Source organism: Variovorax sp. GW821-FHT10B04 (genome assembly GCF_059415645.1).
Genome location: NZ_JBWKNQ010000007.1, coordinates 308,286 through 323,683, shown reverse-complemented (window position 1 = coordinate 323,683; position 15,398 = coordinate 308,286). Strand labels below are relative to the sequence as shown.

Genomic DNA, 15,398 nt, shown 5'->3' with positions numbered 1-15,398 from the left:
CGCGCGCGAGCATCTCACAGCCCGCGCAGGCTTGCTGCACGAACCGGTTTCAGCCGGCGGCGGGCACGCTGAAACGGTAGATGCCGTCTGCGCCCAGCGTGCGGCGCAACTGGCCGGCCAGCCACAGCAGGTGCAGATGGGCCAGCGTCTCGCCCATGGCGAAGGTGGTCTGGTGCAGGTCGAGCGGGCGCTTGAACATCAGCGGCATCGCCTCGGCGGCGCTCAGCGGGCGCTCGGCGCAGCCCTCCATCATCTCGGCGAGCCGGTCGCGGTGGTGCGACTGCAACTGGCCGACGCGTGTGTGGATGCCGAAGAACGGCTTGCCGTGCGACGGCAGGCCCAGCGCGTCGGCCGGCACCTCGGTGTTGAAGCGCTCGATGCTGTCCAGGAACAGGCGCAGCGGGTTCGATTCGGGCTCGTCCGCATGCACGCTCACGTTGGTCGAGATGCGCGGCAGCATCATGTCGCCGCCGATCAGCACGTTGAGCGACGCGCTGTACAGCGAGATGTGTTCCGGTGCGTGCCCATAGCCGGTGATGCAGCGCCAGTCGTGGTCGCCGATGCGCACCGTGTTGCCGTCGAGCAGCCGCACGTAGCGGTCGGGCAGCGACGGCACCATGTCGCGGTAGTAGCTGGAACGCCCGGCGATGGCGTCGATCGCGGCCGGGTCGACCAACCCGTGCGACGCGAAGAAGCGCGCCGCGATCTCGCCGCCGGAGCCGCTGTCGGCCACGCCCGGCTGCGTGAGGTTGCGCGCGACGTAGTAGTCGGTTGCGCTCATCCACAGCGGCACGTTCCAGCGCTTGCACAGCCAGTCGGCCAGCCCGATGTGGTCGGGATGCATGTGCGTGACGATCACGCGCAGGATCGGCAGACCCTGCAGCTGCGTCTCGAACACCTGCTCCCACTGGGCTCGCGACGATTCGTGCGAGATGCAGCAGTCGACCACGGTCCAGCCCTCCGTGCCGTCGATCGTGTCGCGCAGCAGCCAGAGGTTGATGTGGTTCAGCGCGAAGGGCAGCGCCATGCGGATCCAGCGCACGCCGGGAGCGACTTCGATCGTCTCGCCAGGCTCTGGCAATGTCTCGCCGAGGGGATATTGGAGTTCGCGTTCGAGGATGTTCATGTACGATTGACGTTTACGTAAACGTCATGGTGTGATCAGGCATTGTAGGCAGCTTGGTGAAAACCCGTTGTCTCGTCTGCTACCGCACCGTGAGGCTCCTTCTGGTCCTTGCCGGCTCTTCCGGTCTTTCCGACGCACATGACGCTCTCGCAACGTTCCTTCACGATCAGCGAACTGGCCCGCGAATTCGATCTCACGACGCGCGCGATCCGGTTCTATGAAGACAAGGGCCTGCTCACGCCGGCGCGCGGCGGGGCGGGCGGGTTGCAGCGGGTCTACAGTGCGCGCGACCGCACGCGGCTCACGCTCACGCTGCGTGCCAAGCGTCTCGGGCTGAGCCTGAGCGAGGCCAAGGATATCCTCGACATGTACGACAGCCCGCGCGACACCGTTGCGCAGCTGGAGAAGTTCGTGGGCGTGCTGAGCGCGCACCGCGCGCAACTCGAGGCCCAGCTGACCGAACTGCAGGCCAACCTCAGTGAAGTGCAGGCTCAGGAAAAGGCCACGCGTACCGCGCTGTCGCGGGCCCGCAAGGCGCCCAAGGCCCGAGCCACCTCCGCCTGACCCCGAAGAACGCCTTCAGATGACGAATCCCGACCACCCTTCCGACCCTACGACCATGTCCCACAGCCTTTCCGACCTGTTCGCCCACAACCGTGCCTGGTCCGCCCAGATGGAGCGCGACCGCCCCGGCTTCTTCACCAACCTGGTGAAGCAGCAGACGCCGAAGTACATGTGGATCGGCTGCTCCGACAGCCGCGTGCCCGCCAACCAGATCACCGGCCTGGAGCCGGGCGAGGTGTTCGTGCACCGCAACGTCGCCAACATCGTGGTGCACTCCGACCTGAACGCGCTGTCGGCGATCCAGTTCGCGGTCGAGCGGCTCAAGGTCGAGCACATCATGGTGGTCGGCCACTACGGCTGCTCCGGTGTGCAGGCCGCGCTCGAAGGCGCGCGCATCGGGCTGGCCGACAACTGGCTGCGCCACATCCAGGACGTGCGCGACCGCCACCACGTGATGCTCGACTCGCTGCCGGCCGATGCACGCGCCAACGCGCTGTGCGAGCTCAACGTCGCCGAGCAGGTGATCAACGTGGCCGTCAGCACGGTGATGGTCGACGCCTGGAGCCGCGGCCAGAAGGTCACGATCCACGGCTGGGCCTTCGGTGTGCACGACGGCCTGATCCAGGACCTGGAACTCACCGTCGACGGCACCAAGCCGCTCGAGAACGTGTATCGCGCGGCAGTCCAGCGCATTCGCTACAAGTGGGGCAAGCCGCCGGAACCGGCAGCGGCGGCCGCCATCGAAGGCGTCAAGGAAGCCGGCAGCAGCAGCCACTAGGCGATCAGGGCGGCCATGTTCCCGCAGCGTCTCGACTCGCCGCTGGCCTACGACATCGCGAAGGCGCTGATCGACGGCTTCAACCGCCACTACCGGTTGTTCCGTGCCGAGTCGGCGCGCGCCAAGCATCGTTTCGAGACGGCCGACTGGCCCGGCCAGCAGCGCGCGCAGCGCGAGCGCATCGAGTTCTACGGGCTGCGCGTCGCCGAGGCCGTGGCGCGGCTCGAGAAGGAGTTCAACGCCGGCGAGCAGCCGATGGCGGTCTGGCACCAGGTCAAGCTGCACTTCATCGGCCTGCTGGTGGACCATCACCAGCCCGAGCTCGGCGAGAGCTTCTTCAATTCGGTGACCACGAAGATCCTGCACCGCGCGTACTTCCAGAACGACTTCATCTTCGTGCGCCCGGCGATCAGCACCGAGTACATCGAGCCGCGCGGCGCGCCGACCTATCGCGCCTATTACCCGAAGGCCGACACGCTGGCCGACATCGTCGCGCAGCTGCTCGACGACTATGCGCTGCAGGGCCGCTTCGCGCACCAGCGGCGCGATGCCGAGCGCGTCGCCGCGGCCATCCTCGCGCGCTTCCACCAGGTCAAGCTGCGCGCCAACTTCCAGCTGCAGGTGCTGTCGAGCCTGTTCTACCGGAACAAGGGCGCCTACCTGGTCGGCAAGATCATGAACGGCTATGTCGAGCTGCCTTTCGCGCTGCCGATCCTGCATGACGCCGATGGCCGTTTCCATGTCGACGCGGTGCTGTTCGGCGAAGACGATCTGCAGATGCTCTTCAGCTTCGCGCGGGCCTACTTCATGGTCGACATGGACGTGCCCTCTGCTTACGTGCGCTTCCTGCGCGCGCTGATGCCGCGCAAGCCGCGCGCCGAGATCTACAACGCGCTCGGCCTGGCCAAGCAGGGCAAGACCTTGTTCTACCGCGACTTCCTGTCGCACCTGAACTACTCGAGCGACCGCTTCCGGATCGCGCCCGGCATCAAGGGCATGGTGATGCTGGTGTTCGACCTGCCGTCGTTTCCGTATGTCTTCAAGGTCATCAAGGACCACTTTCCGTTGCAGAAGGAGACGACGCGCGAGCAGGTCAAGGGCAAGTACCAACTGGTCAAGCAGCACGACCGCGTCGGCCGGATGGCGGACACGCTCGAGTACAGCGACGTCGGCTTTCCGCTGGCGCGCTTCGCCCCCGACCTGATCGAGGAAATCCGCCGCGATGCGCCGAGCCAGTTCGAGATCGGCGACCGCGACGGCAACGGCGAGATGGAGCTGGTGCTCAAGCACGTCTACATCGAGCGCCGGATGATTCCGCTCAATCTCTACCTGCAGGAAGCGCTCGACGTGCTGGCCGAGCCCGAATCGCCGGCGCAGGCCAAACGCGCGCAGGACCAGCTCACGCATGCCGTGGTCGAGTACGGCAACGCCATCAAGGACATGGTCGCGGCCAACATCTTTCCCGGCGACATGCTCTGGAAGAACTTCGGCGTGACGCGCAACGGCAAGGTCGTGTTCTACGACTACGACGAGATCGAATACCTGACCGACTGCAACTTCCGCAAGGTGCCGGCACCGCGCAACGAGCAGGAGGAGATGAGCGGCGAGATCTGGTATGCGGTCGGTCCGAAGGACGTGTTCCCCGAAACCTTCGAGCCCTTCCTGCTCGGCAATCCGGCGGTGCGCGAGGCCTTCATGGCGCACCACGCCGACCTGCTGGACGCGGCTTTCTGGCAGAGCCACAAGCAGCGCATCCAGGCCGGCCAGATGCTCGACGTCTTTCCGTACGAGGCGTCGCAGCGCTTCCGCCAGCCGGCGGTGGCGCATGCGGCGGCCGAAACGCCCGCAACGCCCGTGACGCCCGCACCGCACTTCTGACGCTTCCCCCGCCCGGCGCTTCGAGCGCCGGCGAACTCGACACCCTCAACCAACAGGAGATCACACATGACCGAATCCATCGTTATCGTCGGCGCCGCCCGCACCCCCATGGGCGGCTTCCAGGGCGACTTCTCGTCGCTGGCTGCGCACGACCTGGGCGGCGTCGCCATCAAGGCGGCCGTCGAGCGCGCGGGCATCGCGCCGGACTCGGTCGGCGAGGTGCTGTTCGGCAACTGCCTGATGGCCGGCCAGGGCCAGGCGCCTGCGCGCCAGGCGGCCTACAAGGGCGGCCTGCCCGATGCGGCCGGCGCCGTCACGCTCAGCAAGATGTGCGGCTCCGCGATGAAGGCCGCGATGATGGCGCACGACATGCTGCTCGCGGGCACGCACGAGGTGATGATCGCCGGCGGCATGGAAAGCATGACCAACGCGCCCTACCTGATGCTCAAGGGCCGCGGCGGCTACCGCATGGGCCACGACCGGATCTTCGATCACATGATGCTCGACGGCCTCGAGGACGCCTACCAGCCGGGCCGCTCGATGGGCACCTTCGGCGAGGACTGCGCGGCCAAGTACAAGTTCACGCGCGAGCAGCAGGATGCCTTCGCGATCGCCAGCGTCGAGCGCGCCAAGGCGGCCACCGAGTCCGGCGCATTCCGCGACGAGATCGCACCCGTCACCGTCAAGGGCCGCAGCGGCGAGACCGTGATCTCCATCGACGAAGGTCCGGGCAAGGTCAAGCTCGACAAGATCCCGCAGCTCAAGCCCGCCTTCAAGAAGGACGGCGGTACCATCACCGCTGCCTCGAGCTCGTCGATCAACGACGGTGCCGCAGCGCTGGTGATGATGACCGAGTCGCACGCGAAGAAGATCGGCGCCCGGCCGATCGCCCGCGTCGTCGGCCACGCCACGCATGCGCAGCAGCCCGAGTGGTTCTCGACCGCACCGGTGGGTGCCGTCGCCAAGCTGTTCAAGAAGACCGGCTGGTCCGTGAAGGACGTCGATCTCTGGGAGGTCAACGAAGCCTTCGCGGTCGTGCCGATGGCGCTGATGCACGAGCTGGACGTGTCGCATCACATCGTCAACGTCAACGGCGGTGCGTGCGCGCTGGGCCACCCGATCGGCGCCAGCGGCGCGCGCATCATGGTGACGCTGATCCATGCGTTGAAGGCGCGAGGCAAGAAGCGTGGCGTCGCCACGCTGTGCATCGGCGGCGGTGAAGGCACCGCTGTCGCGCTCGAACTGATCTGACCTGTTTTCTCTCGGAGTTTCCATGCATCTGCGCTTTTCCCGTTCCACCCGTTCTGCCCTGCTCGCCGCTGCCCTGGGCACCGCGCTGCTCGCACCTGCCGCCTTCGCGCAGAAGCGCGACAACGTGCTGTTCGATGCGGCCACGGCCGAGCAGCCGGCAGTCCTGAAGACGCTCGAAGCGCTGGTCAACATCGAAACCGGCACCGGCGACGCCGACGGCCTGGCCGCCGCGGGCAACTACCTCGAGGGCGAGCTCAAGTCGCTCGGCTTCGCCGTGACGCGCCACAAGTCGGCCGGCATCGTGGTCGGCGACAACATCGTCGGCAAGCTGAAGGGCCGCGGCGGCAAGAACCTGCTGCTGATCTCGCACATGGACACCGTGTACCTGAAGGGCACGCTGGCGAAGGCGCCGTTCCGCGTCGAAGGCAACAAGGCCTACGGCCCGGGCATCGCCGACGACAAGGGCGGCAACGCGGTCATCCTGCACACGCTGAAGCTGCTCAAGACCTACGGCTTTCGCGAGTTCGGCTCGATCACGGTGCTGTTCAACACCGACGAGGAAAAGGGCTCCTTCGGCTCGCGCGACCTGATCCAGGAAGAAGCGAAGGCAGCCGACTACGTGCTGTCCTTCGAGCCGACCGCGGCCGAGCGCGAGAGCCTGTCGCTCGGCACCTCGGGCATCGCCTACGTGCAGGCCAACATCAAGGGCAAGGCCTCGCATGCGGGCGCGGCGCCCGAGCTGGGCATCAACGCCGTGGTCGAGGCCGCGGACCTGGTGCTGCGCACGATGGACATCGACGACAAGGCCAAGGGCCTGCGCTTCAACTGGACCATCATCAAGGGCGGCGCGGTCAACAACATCATCCCCGACAGCGCCACCGTCAATGCCGACGTGCGCTATGCGCGCAACGAGGACTTCGACGCCGCCATGAAGACGCTGCAGGAGCGGGCACAGCAGAAGAAGGTGCCGGGCGCCGAAGTCAGCGTTCTCGTGACGAGCGGCCGGCCGGCCTTCAACGCGGGCGAGGGTGGCCGCATGCTGATCGACAAGGCGGTCGGCTACTACAAGGAGGCCGGCGGCACGCTGCAGATCGACGAGCGCACCGGCGGCGGCACCGACGCGGCCTATGCGGCCTTGTCGGGCAAGCCGGTGATCGAGAGCCTGGGCCTGCCGGGCTTCGGCTACCACAGCGACAAGGCCGAATACGTGATGGTCGATGCGATTCCGCGCCGCCTGTACATGGCGACCCGGATGATCATGGACCTGGGCGCCGGCAAGTAAGGCGGCCGCCCATGATCGAAACCCTCGACCAGCTCCGTGCGGTGTATGCGCAGCCCGGCGACCGGGCGCTGCGCAAGCAGCTCGCGCAGCTCGACGTGCACTGCACCCGCTTCATCGAACTGTCGCCGTTCTGCGTGATCGCGAGCGCCGGCCTGGCGGGCCAGCTGCTCGATGCCTCGCCGCGTGGCGGCGAGCCCGGCTTTGCCAAGGTCACCGATGCGCGCACGCTGCTGCTGCCCGATTCGGGCGGCAACAACCGGCTCGACACGCTGGAGAACCTGCTGCGCGATCCGCGCATCGGGCTGCTGTTCCTGATCCCAGGTTTCGACGAGACGCTGCGGATCAACGGCTCGGCGCGTCTGCGCGACGAGCCCGAATTTGCCGAGCACTTCGCGCAGGAGCGCCAGCGGCCGAAGGTGGTGATCGAGGTCCGCGTGGAAGAGGCCTACCTGCACTGCGCCAAGGCCTTCATGCGCTCGCGGCTGTGGGAGCCCGGCAGCTGGTCGGAGCGCACGCTGCTGCCGTCGATGAACCAGATGATCCACGACCAGATCGGCCTCGGCGCCGCCACCGAGACGCAGGCCGAGACCGTGGCGCGCTTCCAGAAGCTGATCGCCGAAGAGCAGTCGCCCGCCAGATAACTGAAACCTCAAGAAGCCATCAGGAGACAAGACATGTTGCTGACCCCCGACCAGGAAGCCATTCGCGACGCGGTACGCGCTTTCGCCCAGGCCGAGCTCTGGCCCCACGCGCCGATGTGGGACCGCGAGCACTCCTTTCCGAAAGCCGCGCACCAGGGCCTGGCGGCGCTCGGCGCCTATGGCATCTGCGTGCCCGAGGACGACGGCGGTGCCGGCCTCGACTACCTGACGCTGGCGCTGGTGCTCGAAGAGATCGCGGCCGGCGACGGCGGCACCAGCACCGCGATCAGCGTGACCAACTGCCCGGTCAACGCGATCCTGATGCGCTACGGCAACCCCCGGCAGAAGAAGCAGTGGCTCTGGCCGCTGGCGCAGGGCCAGATGCTCGGCGCCTTCTGCCTGACCGAGCCGCAGGCCGGCAGCGACGCGTCGAGCCTGCGCACCACCGCGCGGCGCGAGGGCGACGCCTACGTGATCGACGGCGTCAAGCAGTTCATCACCAGCGGCAAGAACGGCCACGTCGCCATCGTCATCGCGGTGACCGACAAGGGCGCCGGCAAACGCGGCATGAGCGCTTTCATCGTGCCGACCGACACGCCGGGCTACACCGTCGCGCGGCTGGAGGACAAGCTGGGCCAGCATTCGAGCGACACCGCGCAGATCAACTTCGACGGCTGCCGCATCCCGGTGGAAAACCTGATCGGCGCCGAAGGCGAGGGCTACAAGATCGCGCTCGGCGCGCTCGAAGGCGGCCGCATCGGCATCGCCGCGCAAAGCGTCGGCATGGCCCGCAGCGCGTTCGAGGTGGCGGTGGCCTACGCCAAGGAGCGGCAGGCCTTCGGCGGCAGCATCTTCGACCTGCAGGCGGTCGGCTTCCGCCTGGCCGATTGCGCGACCCAGCTCGAGGCCGCGCGCCAGCTGATCTGGCATGCGGCCGCCTTGCGCGACGCCGGCCGCCCGTGCCTGAAGGAAGCCGCCATGGCCAAGCTCTTCGCCAGCGAGATGGCCGAGCGGGTCTGCAGCGCGGCCATCCAGACGCTCGGCGGCTACGGCTACGTGAACGACTTCCCGCTGGAGCGGATCTACCGCGACGTGCGCGTCTGCCAGATCTACGAAGGCACGTCGGACGTGCAGAAGCTGCTGATCCAGCGCGCGCTGGCCTGACCGGCCAACGCCGCAGGCGACTGCGGGTTTGTACCGGGGGCGGCACAATACGCGCCGATCTCCCGTCTGCTTCTTCTCATGTCCACTTCCTCCGCCAATTCGGCCCGCGTGCCTTGCCCCTGCGGACGCCGCGACCGGCGTGAGCTACCGCTCACCTACGTCCAATGCTGCGGCCGTTATCTGGACGATTTCGAGAAGACGCCGGCGCCCGATGCCGAGTCGCTGATGCGCTCGCGCTACACCGCCTTCGTGCGCGAGCAGGGCGACTACCTGCTTGCCACCTGGCATGTGTCGCGTCGGCCGGCCTCGATCGTGTTCGAGCCGGGCGTGAAATGGCTGGGGCTGGACGTGCGTTCGCGCGCCGTGCTCGACGCCGAACATGCGGAAGTCGAGTTCGTCGCGCGCCAGCGCAGCGCGGCCGGCGTGGCGACCCGCCTGCACGAACGCAGCCGCTTCGTGCGCGAGGATGAACGCTGGTATTACCTGGACGGCGACCTGCGCTGAACCCGCGGCGGCGCCCGTAGGCGGAGACGCCGAATTGTCTCTTTGGCAGAGACAGAGTGGTTCCTTTCGACGTATTTATCTTCTGCCTCGCCGCCCTCACACTCCAGGGGTCGGCGCCGCAGGCGTGCGACCTCCGCCCGAACCCCGGGCAGCCCGCACCGAATACAACACACACCGACACAGGCGCGCCATGACTTCTCGTACGACGACACGGACGAATTCCCGCTTGCGGCTGGCTGCGCTCGCGCTGCCGCTGGCCGGCGCCGCGGTGCTCGCACTGGCGGCCGTGCTGGCCCTGGTGTCGCCGGCCGCTCGTGCCCAGGACCGTCCGCTGCTCACGCCGTTCTCGACCGCGCCCGGCGCGCAGCCACCGGTGCCCTGGCGCTTCACCACGCTGCCCCACAAGGAGCGGACGCATTTCGACATCGTCCAGCAGGACGGCCGCCAGGTGCTCAAGGTCGAAACCGACGGCGCCTACGGCAACCTCGTGCATCCCGTGATGGTGCCGCTGCAGTCCGACACCACGCTGGCCTGGCGCTGGCGGGTCGACGAGTTCGTGGCCGGTGCCGACCTGCGCACCCGCGCGGGTGACGACGGCGCGGCCAAGGTCTGTGTCTTCTTCGACCTGCCGGTCGAGCGCCTGTCCTTCGGCGAGCGCGCCAAGCTCGCGCTGGCGCGCAACGCCACCGGCGAGGACGTGCCGACCGAGACGCTCTGCTACGTCTGGGACCAGAAGGAGGCCAAGGGCACGTCGCTGCCCAGCGCCTTCACCCAGCGGATCCGGATGATCGTGATCGAGTCCGGCGCCGCCGCCCCCGGCACCTGGCTGCCGGAGCGGCGCAACATATTGGCCGACTACCGGCGTGTCTTCGGCGACGAGGCCGGCGACACCGTGCCCGACGTGGTGGCGGTGGCCGTTTCCGCGGACGCCGACAACACCCATGGCCACGGCCTGGCCTTTTTCTCCGACTTCGACCTGCGCCTGGGCGCAGCGGCCCACAATGCGAGCGCGCCCGCCCCGGCGCGCAGCCCTTCGGCGGACTGAGCGCCGCCCCGATTGCCTGTCATGAACGACGTTCTCGAACTGCTTGCCCGTCAGGGTCCCGCCGTGGTGTTCTTCGCCACGCTCGCGGCGCGCATCGGCGCGCCCGTGCCGGCGGTGCCGTTCCTGATCGTGGCAGGCGGCCTGTCGGTCGGCGGGCAGGTGTCGTTCGCGGCGGTCGTGCTGGCCGCGGTGCTGGGCAACATCCTGGGTGACGGCGTCTGGTTCCTGGCCGGCCGCCGCTGGGGTTACCGCGTGATGCGCCTGCTGTGCCGCATCTCGTTGTCGGCCGACACCTGCGTCAAGCGCAGCGAATCGATCCTCGGCCGCTGGGGCGGCCTGTCGCTGATCGCGGCCAAGTTCGTGCCGGGCGTGTCGGTGGTGGCGCCGCCGATGGCCGGCGCGCTGGGCATGTCGAACCTGCGCTTTCTGGCGTACGAAACCGCGGCCGCGCTGATCTGGACGCTCGGCTTCCTGCTGGTCGGACGGATCTTCCATTCCGCCATCAACGACGTGATCGCGGTGCTGTCGAACATCGGCCTCGGCGCGATGGTCGTGTTCGCGGTGCTGCTGATCGCCTTCCTGGGCTGGCGCTACCGCCAGCGGCGCCTTGCGCTGCGTTCGGACGACATCGAGCACATGGGCGTCGACGCGCTGCGCGCCGCGATCGGCGGTGCCGGCGCACCGACCGTGATCGACGTGCGGCCCGCGTCGTCGGTGGCGATCGACGACCGGAAGATTCCTGGCGCGATCAACATCGATTTCCGGAAACTGCCCGGCGCGCTCGGCCCGCTGGCCGATGGCCGCACGCTGGTGCTGTTCTGCGACTGCCCGGACGACGAGTCGTCCATCGCGGCGGCGCGGGTGCTGATGGCCGCCGGTCTGCCGCGCGTGCGCGTGCTCGCGGGTGGTCTCGAGGCGTGGGCGCTGGCGGAACAGGCCACCGCCGCACCTGCGTCAACCGTCGACGACGTGCTGGTGGTCGACGCGCAGGTGCTGCGCGGCGCCTGATTGCGCAGGCCGCCGCTTCTTTTCCTCCTTCCCTGCTTCCATGCCTCTTACCTGATCGTCCGGCCGGTCGCGACGTCGATCACGCTGCCGTCGACCAGGCTCACCCGGTAGATCTCGCGCGTCACGTTGCCTGCGAAAGCCAGTTCGACGATCGACACATCGCGGAAGGTGGTGTCGATGCCGTTCGGCAGCACGGTGTTGAACTTGGCGGCGACCTGGTTCATCGAGGCCTGCAGCGCGGGCGTGAAGGGCGCCATGCTGTAGACCAGCGTGTTGTGCGGGTTGTGGGCGCGCAGCTCCTTGCCGTCCTTCACCACGTTCACGCCGCTCACGCCCATCGTCGCCACCAGCTCGCGGCCGGCTTCGCCCATCTTGGCGTAGACCGGGCCGGTGACACGCGGCAGCGGGCCGTCGCGTAGCGGCGCCATGGCCGCGGTCGTGACGGTGTTGTAGGCCATCATGTTCTCGAAGCCCTGGCCGGTCTTCACGATGCCGAGATCGAGCCACCACGGGCGGCCGGCGTCCTTCGCGGCCTCGGTCGTGTAGAAGTTCTTCAGCGTCAGCTGGATCGGCGCCGGCGGCTTCGGCAGTGCCTTGAGCATCTTCTGCGGCGTCGTCGGATCGGCGCTGTGGATGTGCACCACCGTCACGTGCGGGATGTTGAAGTTCTGCGCCTCGGCCTGCAGGCCGAGGCGCACCAGGTCCTGCCGCAGCGTCGGGTAGATGCGTGCGTCGAGCACGTCGTTCACTTCCTTGGGCAGCTTGTAGACCACGCCGTAGGTGGTCTTGTGCGCGCGGAACTCGGCTTGGCCGATCGCGCTGTTGTCGATCGCCGGTGCGGACGCGGTGGCTGTGAAGGTCCCGGTCGTGCTGCAGGCGGCGAGCAGCGCGGTGGACAGGGCGACGACGGTCAGGGGCCAGAACTTGCGGATCATGTGAATGAACTCCAGTTGCGGGAAAACAGGCGGCGTGAGCCACCGAAAAAGAACGGGCGCGGCTTGTGCCCGCGTCCGTCCGGAAAAGGGGGCGCCGCCGCCTCAGCCGCGGGGCGTGTCGCCGGGCAATGAAGGCGCCGCCGCGCTGCCGATGACCGTGTCGTCGCTGCGGTCCTTCAGCTGCACGCCGGTGAGCTGCAGCCGCCTGGCTTCCTGCGCGAGCCACCAGAAGCGCCGGGCCGCGGCTTCGGGCGCGAGGCCTTCGGGACGGATGTTCGAAATGCAGTTGCGTTCCGCGTCGTGGCGGCCGACCGCCGGCTGCCAGGTCAGGTAGAGGCCGAGGCTGTCGGGCGAACTGAGACCCGGCCGCTCGCCGATCAGCATCGCGACCAGCCGCGCACCGAGCAGCGCGCCCGCCTCGTCGGCCAGCGCCACGCGCGCCTGCTGCGCGATCACCACCGGCCCGAGCTGCCAGCCGGCCGGCGCGTGTGCGCGGATCGCGGCGATCAGCGGCCGGGCGTTGCGTTCGACCGCCAGCGAGGACAGGCCGTCGCCCACCACCAGCAGCAGGTCGCAGCCGGCCGTCGGATCGGGCCCGGCCGCGGCGCGCAAGGCTTGCGCGCTCGCGTCGTCCAGCCGCCGGCCCAGGTCGGGCCGCAGCAGGTAGGCGGCGCGGTCGGGTGCGGCGCTGTGCACCTGCAGGCTCTGCAGCCCGTCGTCGGCCAGCGACCGGGCCAGCGCGGCGCCGTCGAGCTGCAGATGCACCGCGTCGCGGGCCTGCGCATGGGCGAAGCCGAAGCGCAGCAGCTCGGCGGTCGGCATGCTGGCGCCGGCGCGCCCCAGCGCCAGCCGCGCCGAGGTGAAGGCGCGCAGGTCGCCCCAGGGGTCCTGCGTGGTGGTGCCGGCCTCGGGCGCCACGTCAGATTCGGTGGGCCCGGCAGGCTCGGCGATCGGTTCGTTCGCGGGGTCGGTCATCGCGGGTCCTTCACGCGGCGAGGCGCAGTTGCCGCATCTGCTGCAGCGCCGGGTGTCCGGCCGGCACGGCGCCGACGTGGCCGCGCGCATCGGACAGCTGCATGCGCTGCAGCCAGGCCTCGAACTCGGGCGCCCGCTTCAGGCCGAGCACCTCGCGCAGGTACAGCGCGTCGTGGAAGGACGTGCTCTGGTAGTTGAGCATGATGTCGTCGGCGCCCGGCACGCCCATGATGAAGGTCAGGCCGGCCGCGCCGAGCAGCGTCATCAGCGTGTCCATGTCGTCGGAGTCGGCTTCGGCATGGTTGGTGTAGCAGACGTCGCAGCCCAGCGGCACGCCCATCAGCTTGCCGCAGAAGTGGTCCTCCAGGCCGGCACGGATGATCTGCTTGCCGTCGTACAGGTACTCCGGTCCGATGAAGCCGACCACCGTGTTCGTCAGCAACGGCCGGAAGGCGCGGGCCACCGCATAGGCGCGCGCCTCGCAGGTCTGCTGGTCGACGCCGTGGTTGGCACCGGCCGACAGCGCGCTGCCCTGGCCGGTCTCGAAATACATCACGTTGTCGCCCAGCGTGCCGCGCTTGAGCGACAGCGCGGCCTCGTGCGCCTCGCGCAGCAGCGACAGGCTCACGCCGAAGCTGGTGTTGGCGCGCTCGGTGCCGGCGACCGACTGGAACACCAGGTCGACCGGCGCACCCTGCTCGATCATCTGCACGGTGTTCGTCACGTGCGTCAGCACGCACGACTGCGTCGGGATGCCGAGCTTGGCGATCAGCTCGTCGAGCATGTGCACCAGCCGCGTGAGCGCCGGCACGCTGTCGGTCGCCGGGTTGATGCCGATCACTGCGTCGCCCGCGCCATAGAGCAGGCCGTCGACCATCGAGGCCGCGATGCCGCGCAGGTCGTCGGTCGGGTGGTTGGGCTGCAGGCGCACCGCCAGGTGGCCGGGCAGGCCGATGGTGTTGCGAAAGCGCGTGACAACGCGGCATTTGCGTGCGACCAGGATCAGGTCCTGGTTGCGCATCAGCTTGCTCACCGCCGCCGCCATCTCGGGCGTGATGCCGGGCGCCACGCGCGCCAGCATCGCGCTGTCTGCGGTATCGGACAGCAGCCAGTCGCGAAAGCCGCCGACGGTGAGGTGCGCGATCGGCGCGAAGGCCGCGGCGTCGTGCGTGTCGACGATCAGCCGCGTGACCTCGTCGCTCTCGTACGGGATCAGCAGCTCTTCCAGGAAGCGCCTGAGCGGCACGTCGGCCAGGCACATGCGCGCCGCCATGCGCTCGACCGCGGTGCCGGCCGCCAGCCCGGCCAGCAGGTCGCCCGATCGCGCGGGCGTGGCCTTGGCCATCAGTTCGCGCAGATCGGCGAACTGCCAGTTGGCGTGGTCGATGGTGTGGCGGTAGGGCATGGCGTCGGTTCTCCGGGGTCGGTGTGCGGCGGGGGCCGGGTCAGGCGATGACCACGCGCTCGCAGGCCTTGCGCAGCGCCGGCAGGCCGGGCATCTCGCGGACCTTGGCGTCGGTGACGACCGCATGGATGTCGGCCGTGCGCGCATAGGTGACGCGGCTCGCCTGGCCGATCTTGGCGTGGTCGGCCAGGATGACGACCTGCTGCGACTGCCCGGCCATGGCGCGTGCGATCGCCGCCTCGTGGTGTTCGAAGCTCATGGCGCCGTGCCGCGCATGCAGCCCGACCGGCGAGAGCAGCGCGACGTCGGCGCGGTAGCGATGGATTTCCTCGACGGTGGCATCGCCGTGCGTGGCCTGCGTCTTCACGTCGATGCGCCCGCCCAGCAGGATCGTCTCGTTGCGCGCGGCGCGCCCTTCGTCGGCGCCCGCGAGCTTCAGCGCGATGCTCAGCGAATTGGTGATCACCGTCATCCCGCTGAGCGCGGCGATCTCTTCCGCCAGGATCGAGGTGGTGCTGCCGGCGTCGAGGAAGATCGTCTGCCCCGGCAGCAGCAGCGCGACGGCTGCCTTGGCGATGGCGCGTTTCTCCTTCTGGCGCACGACCAGCCGGGTGGCGAGCGGCGGCTCGGGCTCGGGGCCGGTCGCGACGGCGCCGCCGTGGACGCGGCGCAGCACGCCTTCGCCCTCGAGTTCGAGCAGGTCGCGGCGGACCGTTTCGCGCGACACGTCCAGGTCTTGCACGATGCGGTCGACGCTCACCCGCGAGAAGGTTGCGAGCAGGTTCCGGATGCGCAGGAATCGTTCTTCTTGAAGCATGGATGGCGATGGATGGGAAGGTCGC

The 15,398-nt window shown here is 68.8% G+C and carries 15 protein-coding genes; 10 read left to right on the top strand and 5 right to left on the bottom strand.

Annotated elements, in window-relative coordinates:
* Nucleotides 1-49: 49 nt before the first annotated feature.
* Nucleotides 50-1,126 carry an MBL fold metallo-hydrolase gene (locus AC07PZ_RS19425; RefSeq protein ID WP_495296770.1) on the bottom strand — a complete coding sequence of 359 codons (1,077 nt, stop codon included), beginning with the start codon at nt 1,124-1,126 and terminating at the stop codon, nt 50-52.
* A 138-nt stretch (nt 1,127-1,264) separates the two neighbouring features.
* Here AC07PZ_RS19425 and AC07PZ_RS19420 point away from each other — a divergent pair, with 138 nt between their 5' ends.
* The 10 genes from AC07PZ_RS19420 (at nt 1,265) to AC07PZ_RS19375 (ending at nt 11,241) form a co-directional block, all read left to right on the top strand.
* Nucleotides 1,265-1,690: a MerR family transcriptional regulator gene (locus AC07PZ_RS19420; RefSeq protein ID WP_495296769.1), complete on the top strand. Its 426-nt coding sequence runs from the start codon at nt 1,265-1,267 to the stop codon at nt 1,688-1,690.
* A gap of 55 nt (nt 1,691-1,745) precedes the next feature.
* The gene (can, locus tag AC07PZ_RS19415) at nt 1,746-2,468 is read left to right on the top strand and encodes a carbonate dehydratase (RefSeq protein WP_495296768.1); all 723 of its coding nucleotides are present in this window, start codon (nt 1,746-1,748) and stop codon (nt 2,466-2,468) included.
* A gap of 15 nt (nt 2,469-2,483) precedes the next feature.
* Nucleotides 2,484-4,346: a bifunctional isocitrate dehydrogenase kinase/phosphatase gene (gene aceK / locus AC07PZ_RS19410; protein ID WP_495296767.1), complete on the top strand. Its 1,863-nt coding sequence runs from the start codon at nt 2,484-2,486 to the stop codon at nt 4,344-4,346.
* Nucleotides 4,347-4,412: 66 nt separating this feature from the next.
* Nucleotides 4,413-5,597, top strand: coding sequence for an acetyl-CoA C-acyltransferase (locus AC07PZ_RS19405; protein WP_495296766.1), 1,185 nt, complete (start codon nt 4,413-4,415; stop codon nt 5,595-5,597).
* Nucleotides 5,598-5,619: 22 nt separating this feature from the next.
* Entirely contained in the window at nt 5,620-6,879 is a 1,260-nt protein-coding gene (locus tag AC07PZ_RS19400; RefSeq protein WP_495296765.1) for a glutamate carboxypeptidase, read from the top strand.
* An 11-nt stretch (nt 6,880-6,890) separates the two neighbouring features.
* Nucleotides 6,891-7,520, top strand: a complete 630-nt coding sequence (locus AC07PZ_RS19395; RefSeq protein ID WP_495296764.1) for a pyridoxamine 5'-phosphate oxidase family protein — start codon at nt 6,891-6,893, stop codon at nt 7,518-7,520.
* Nucleotides 7,521-7,553: 33 nt separating this feature from the next.
* A complete protein-coding gene (locus tag AC07PZ_RS19390; RefSeq protein WP_495296763.1) occupies nt 7,554-8,684 on the top strand; it encodes an acyl-CoA dehydrogenase family protein in 1,131 nt (376 codons plus the stop codon).
* Between the two features lie 78 nt (nt 8,685-8,762).
* Nucleotides 8,763-9,188, top strand: a complete 426-nt coding sequence (locus tag AC07PZ_RS19385; protein ID WP_495296762.1) for a YchJ family protein — start codon at nt 8,763-8,765, stop codon at nt 9,186-9,188.
* A gap of 190 nt (nt 9,189-9,378) precedes the next feature.
* Nucleotides 9,379-10,233: a DUF3047 domain-containing protein gene (locus AC07PZ_RS19380; protein ID WP_495296761.1), complete on the top strand. Its 855-nt coding sequence runs from the start codon at nt 9,379-9,381 to the stop codon at nt 10,231-10,233.
* A 21-nt stretch (nt 10,234-10,254) separates the two neighbouring features.
* Nucleotides 10,255-11,241, top strand: coding sequence for a rhodanese-like domain-containing protein (locus tag AC07PZ_RS19375; protein WP_495296760.1), 987 nt, complete (start codon nt 10,255-10,257; stop codon nt 11,239-11,241).
* 47 nt (nt 11,242-11,288) lie between these two features.
* On the opposite strand, the gene AC07PZ_RS19370 is transcribed toward AC07PZ_RS19375, so the two are convergent.
* The 4 genes from AC07PZ_RS19370 to AC07PZ_RS19355 form a co-directional block, all read right to left on the bottom strand.
* Entirely contained in the window at nt 11,289-12,176 is an 888-nt protein-coding gene (locus tag AC07PZ_RS19370) for a hypothetical protein (RefSeq protein ID WP_495296759.1), read from the bottom strand.
* A 102-nt stretch (nt 12,177-12,278) separates the two neighbouring features.
* Nucleotides 12,279-13,151 carry an ethanolamine ammonia-lyase subunit EutC gene (gene eutC / locus AC07PZ_RS19365; protein WP_495296758.1) on the bottom strand — a complete coding sequence of 291 codons (873 nt, stop codon included), beginning with the start codon at nt 13,149-13,151 and terminating at the stop codon, nt 12,279-12,281.
* A 10-nt stretch (nt 13,152-13,161) separates the two neighbouring features.
* Entirely contained in the window at nt 13,162-14,556 is a 1,395-nt protein-coding gene (locus tag AC07PZ_RS19360) for an ethanolamine ammonia-lyase subunit EutB (RefSeq protein ID WP_495296757.1), read from the bottom strand.
* A gap of 40 nt (nt 14,557-14,596) precedes the next feature.
* A complete protein-coding gene (locus AC07PZ_RS19355; protein ID WP_495296756.1) occupies nt 14,597-15,373 on the bottom strand; it encodes a DeoR/GlpR family DNA-binding transcription regulator in 777 nt (258 codons plus the stop codon).
* Between the last annotated feature and the right edge of the window lie 25 nt (nt 15,374-15,398).

Coding starts and splice junctions, on each gene's coding strand:
- AC07PZ_RS19425 (WP_495296770.1), bottom strand. CDS start 1,126: ATGAACATCCTCGAACGCGAACTCCAATATCCCCTCGGCGAGACATTG.
- AC07PZ_RS19420 (WP_495296769.1), top strand. CDS start 1,265: ATGACGCTCTCGCAACGTTCCTTCACGATCAGCGAACTGGCCCGCGAA.
- can (WP_495296768.1), top strand. CDS start 1,746: ATGTCCCACAGCCTTTCCGACCTGTTCGCCCACAACCGTGCCTGGTCC.
- aceK (WP_495296767.1), top strand. CDS start 2,484: ATGTTCCCGCAGCGTCTCGACTCGCCGCTGGCCTACGACATCGCGAAG.
- AC07PZ_RS19405 (WP_495296766.1), top strand. CDS start 4,413: ATGACCGAATCCATCGTTATCGTCGGCGCCGCCCGCACCCCCATGGGC.
- AC07PZ_RS19400 (WP_495296765.1), top strand. CDS start 5,620: ATGCATCTGCGCTTTTCCCGTTCCACCCGTTCTGCCCTGCTCGCCGCT.
- AC07PZ_RS19395 (WP_495296764.1), top strand. CDS start 6,891: ATGATCGAAACCCTCGACCAGCTCCGTGCGGTGTATGCGCAGCCCGGC.
- AC07PZ_RS19390 (WP_495296763.1), top strand. CDS start 7,554: ATGTTGCTGACCCCCGACCAGGAAGCCATTCGCGACGCGGTACGCGCT.
- AC07PZ_RS19385 (WP_495296762.1), top strand. CDS start 8,763: ATGTCCACTTCCTCCGCCAATTCGGCCCGCGTGCCTTGCCCCTGCGGA.
- AC07PZ_RS19380 (WP_495296761.1), top strand. CDS start 9,379: ATGACTTCTCGTACGACGACACGGACGAATTCCCGCTTGCGGCTGGCT.
- AC07PZ_RS19375 (WP_495296760.1), top strand. CDS start 10,255: ATGAACGACGTTCTCGAACTGCTTGCCCGTCAGGGTCCCGCCGTGGTG.
- AC07PZ_RS19370 (WP_495296759.1), bottom strand. CDS start 12,176: ATGATCCGCAAGTTCTGGCCCCTGACCGTCGTCGCCCTGTCCACCGCG.
- eutC (WP_495296758.1), bottom strand. CDS start 13,151: ATGACCGACCCCGCGAACGAACCGATCGCCGAGCCTGCCGGGCCCACC.
- AC07PZ_RS19360 (WP_495296757.1), bottom strand. CDS start 14,556: ATGCCCTACCGCCACACCATCGACCACGCCAACTGGCAGTTCGCCGAT.
- AC07PZ_RS19355 (WP_495296756.1), bottom strand. CDS start 15,373: ATGCTTCAAGAAGAACGATTCCTGCGCATCCGGAACCTGCTCGCAACC.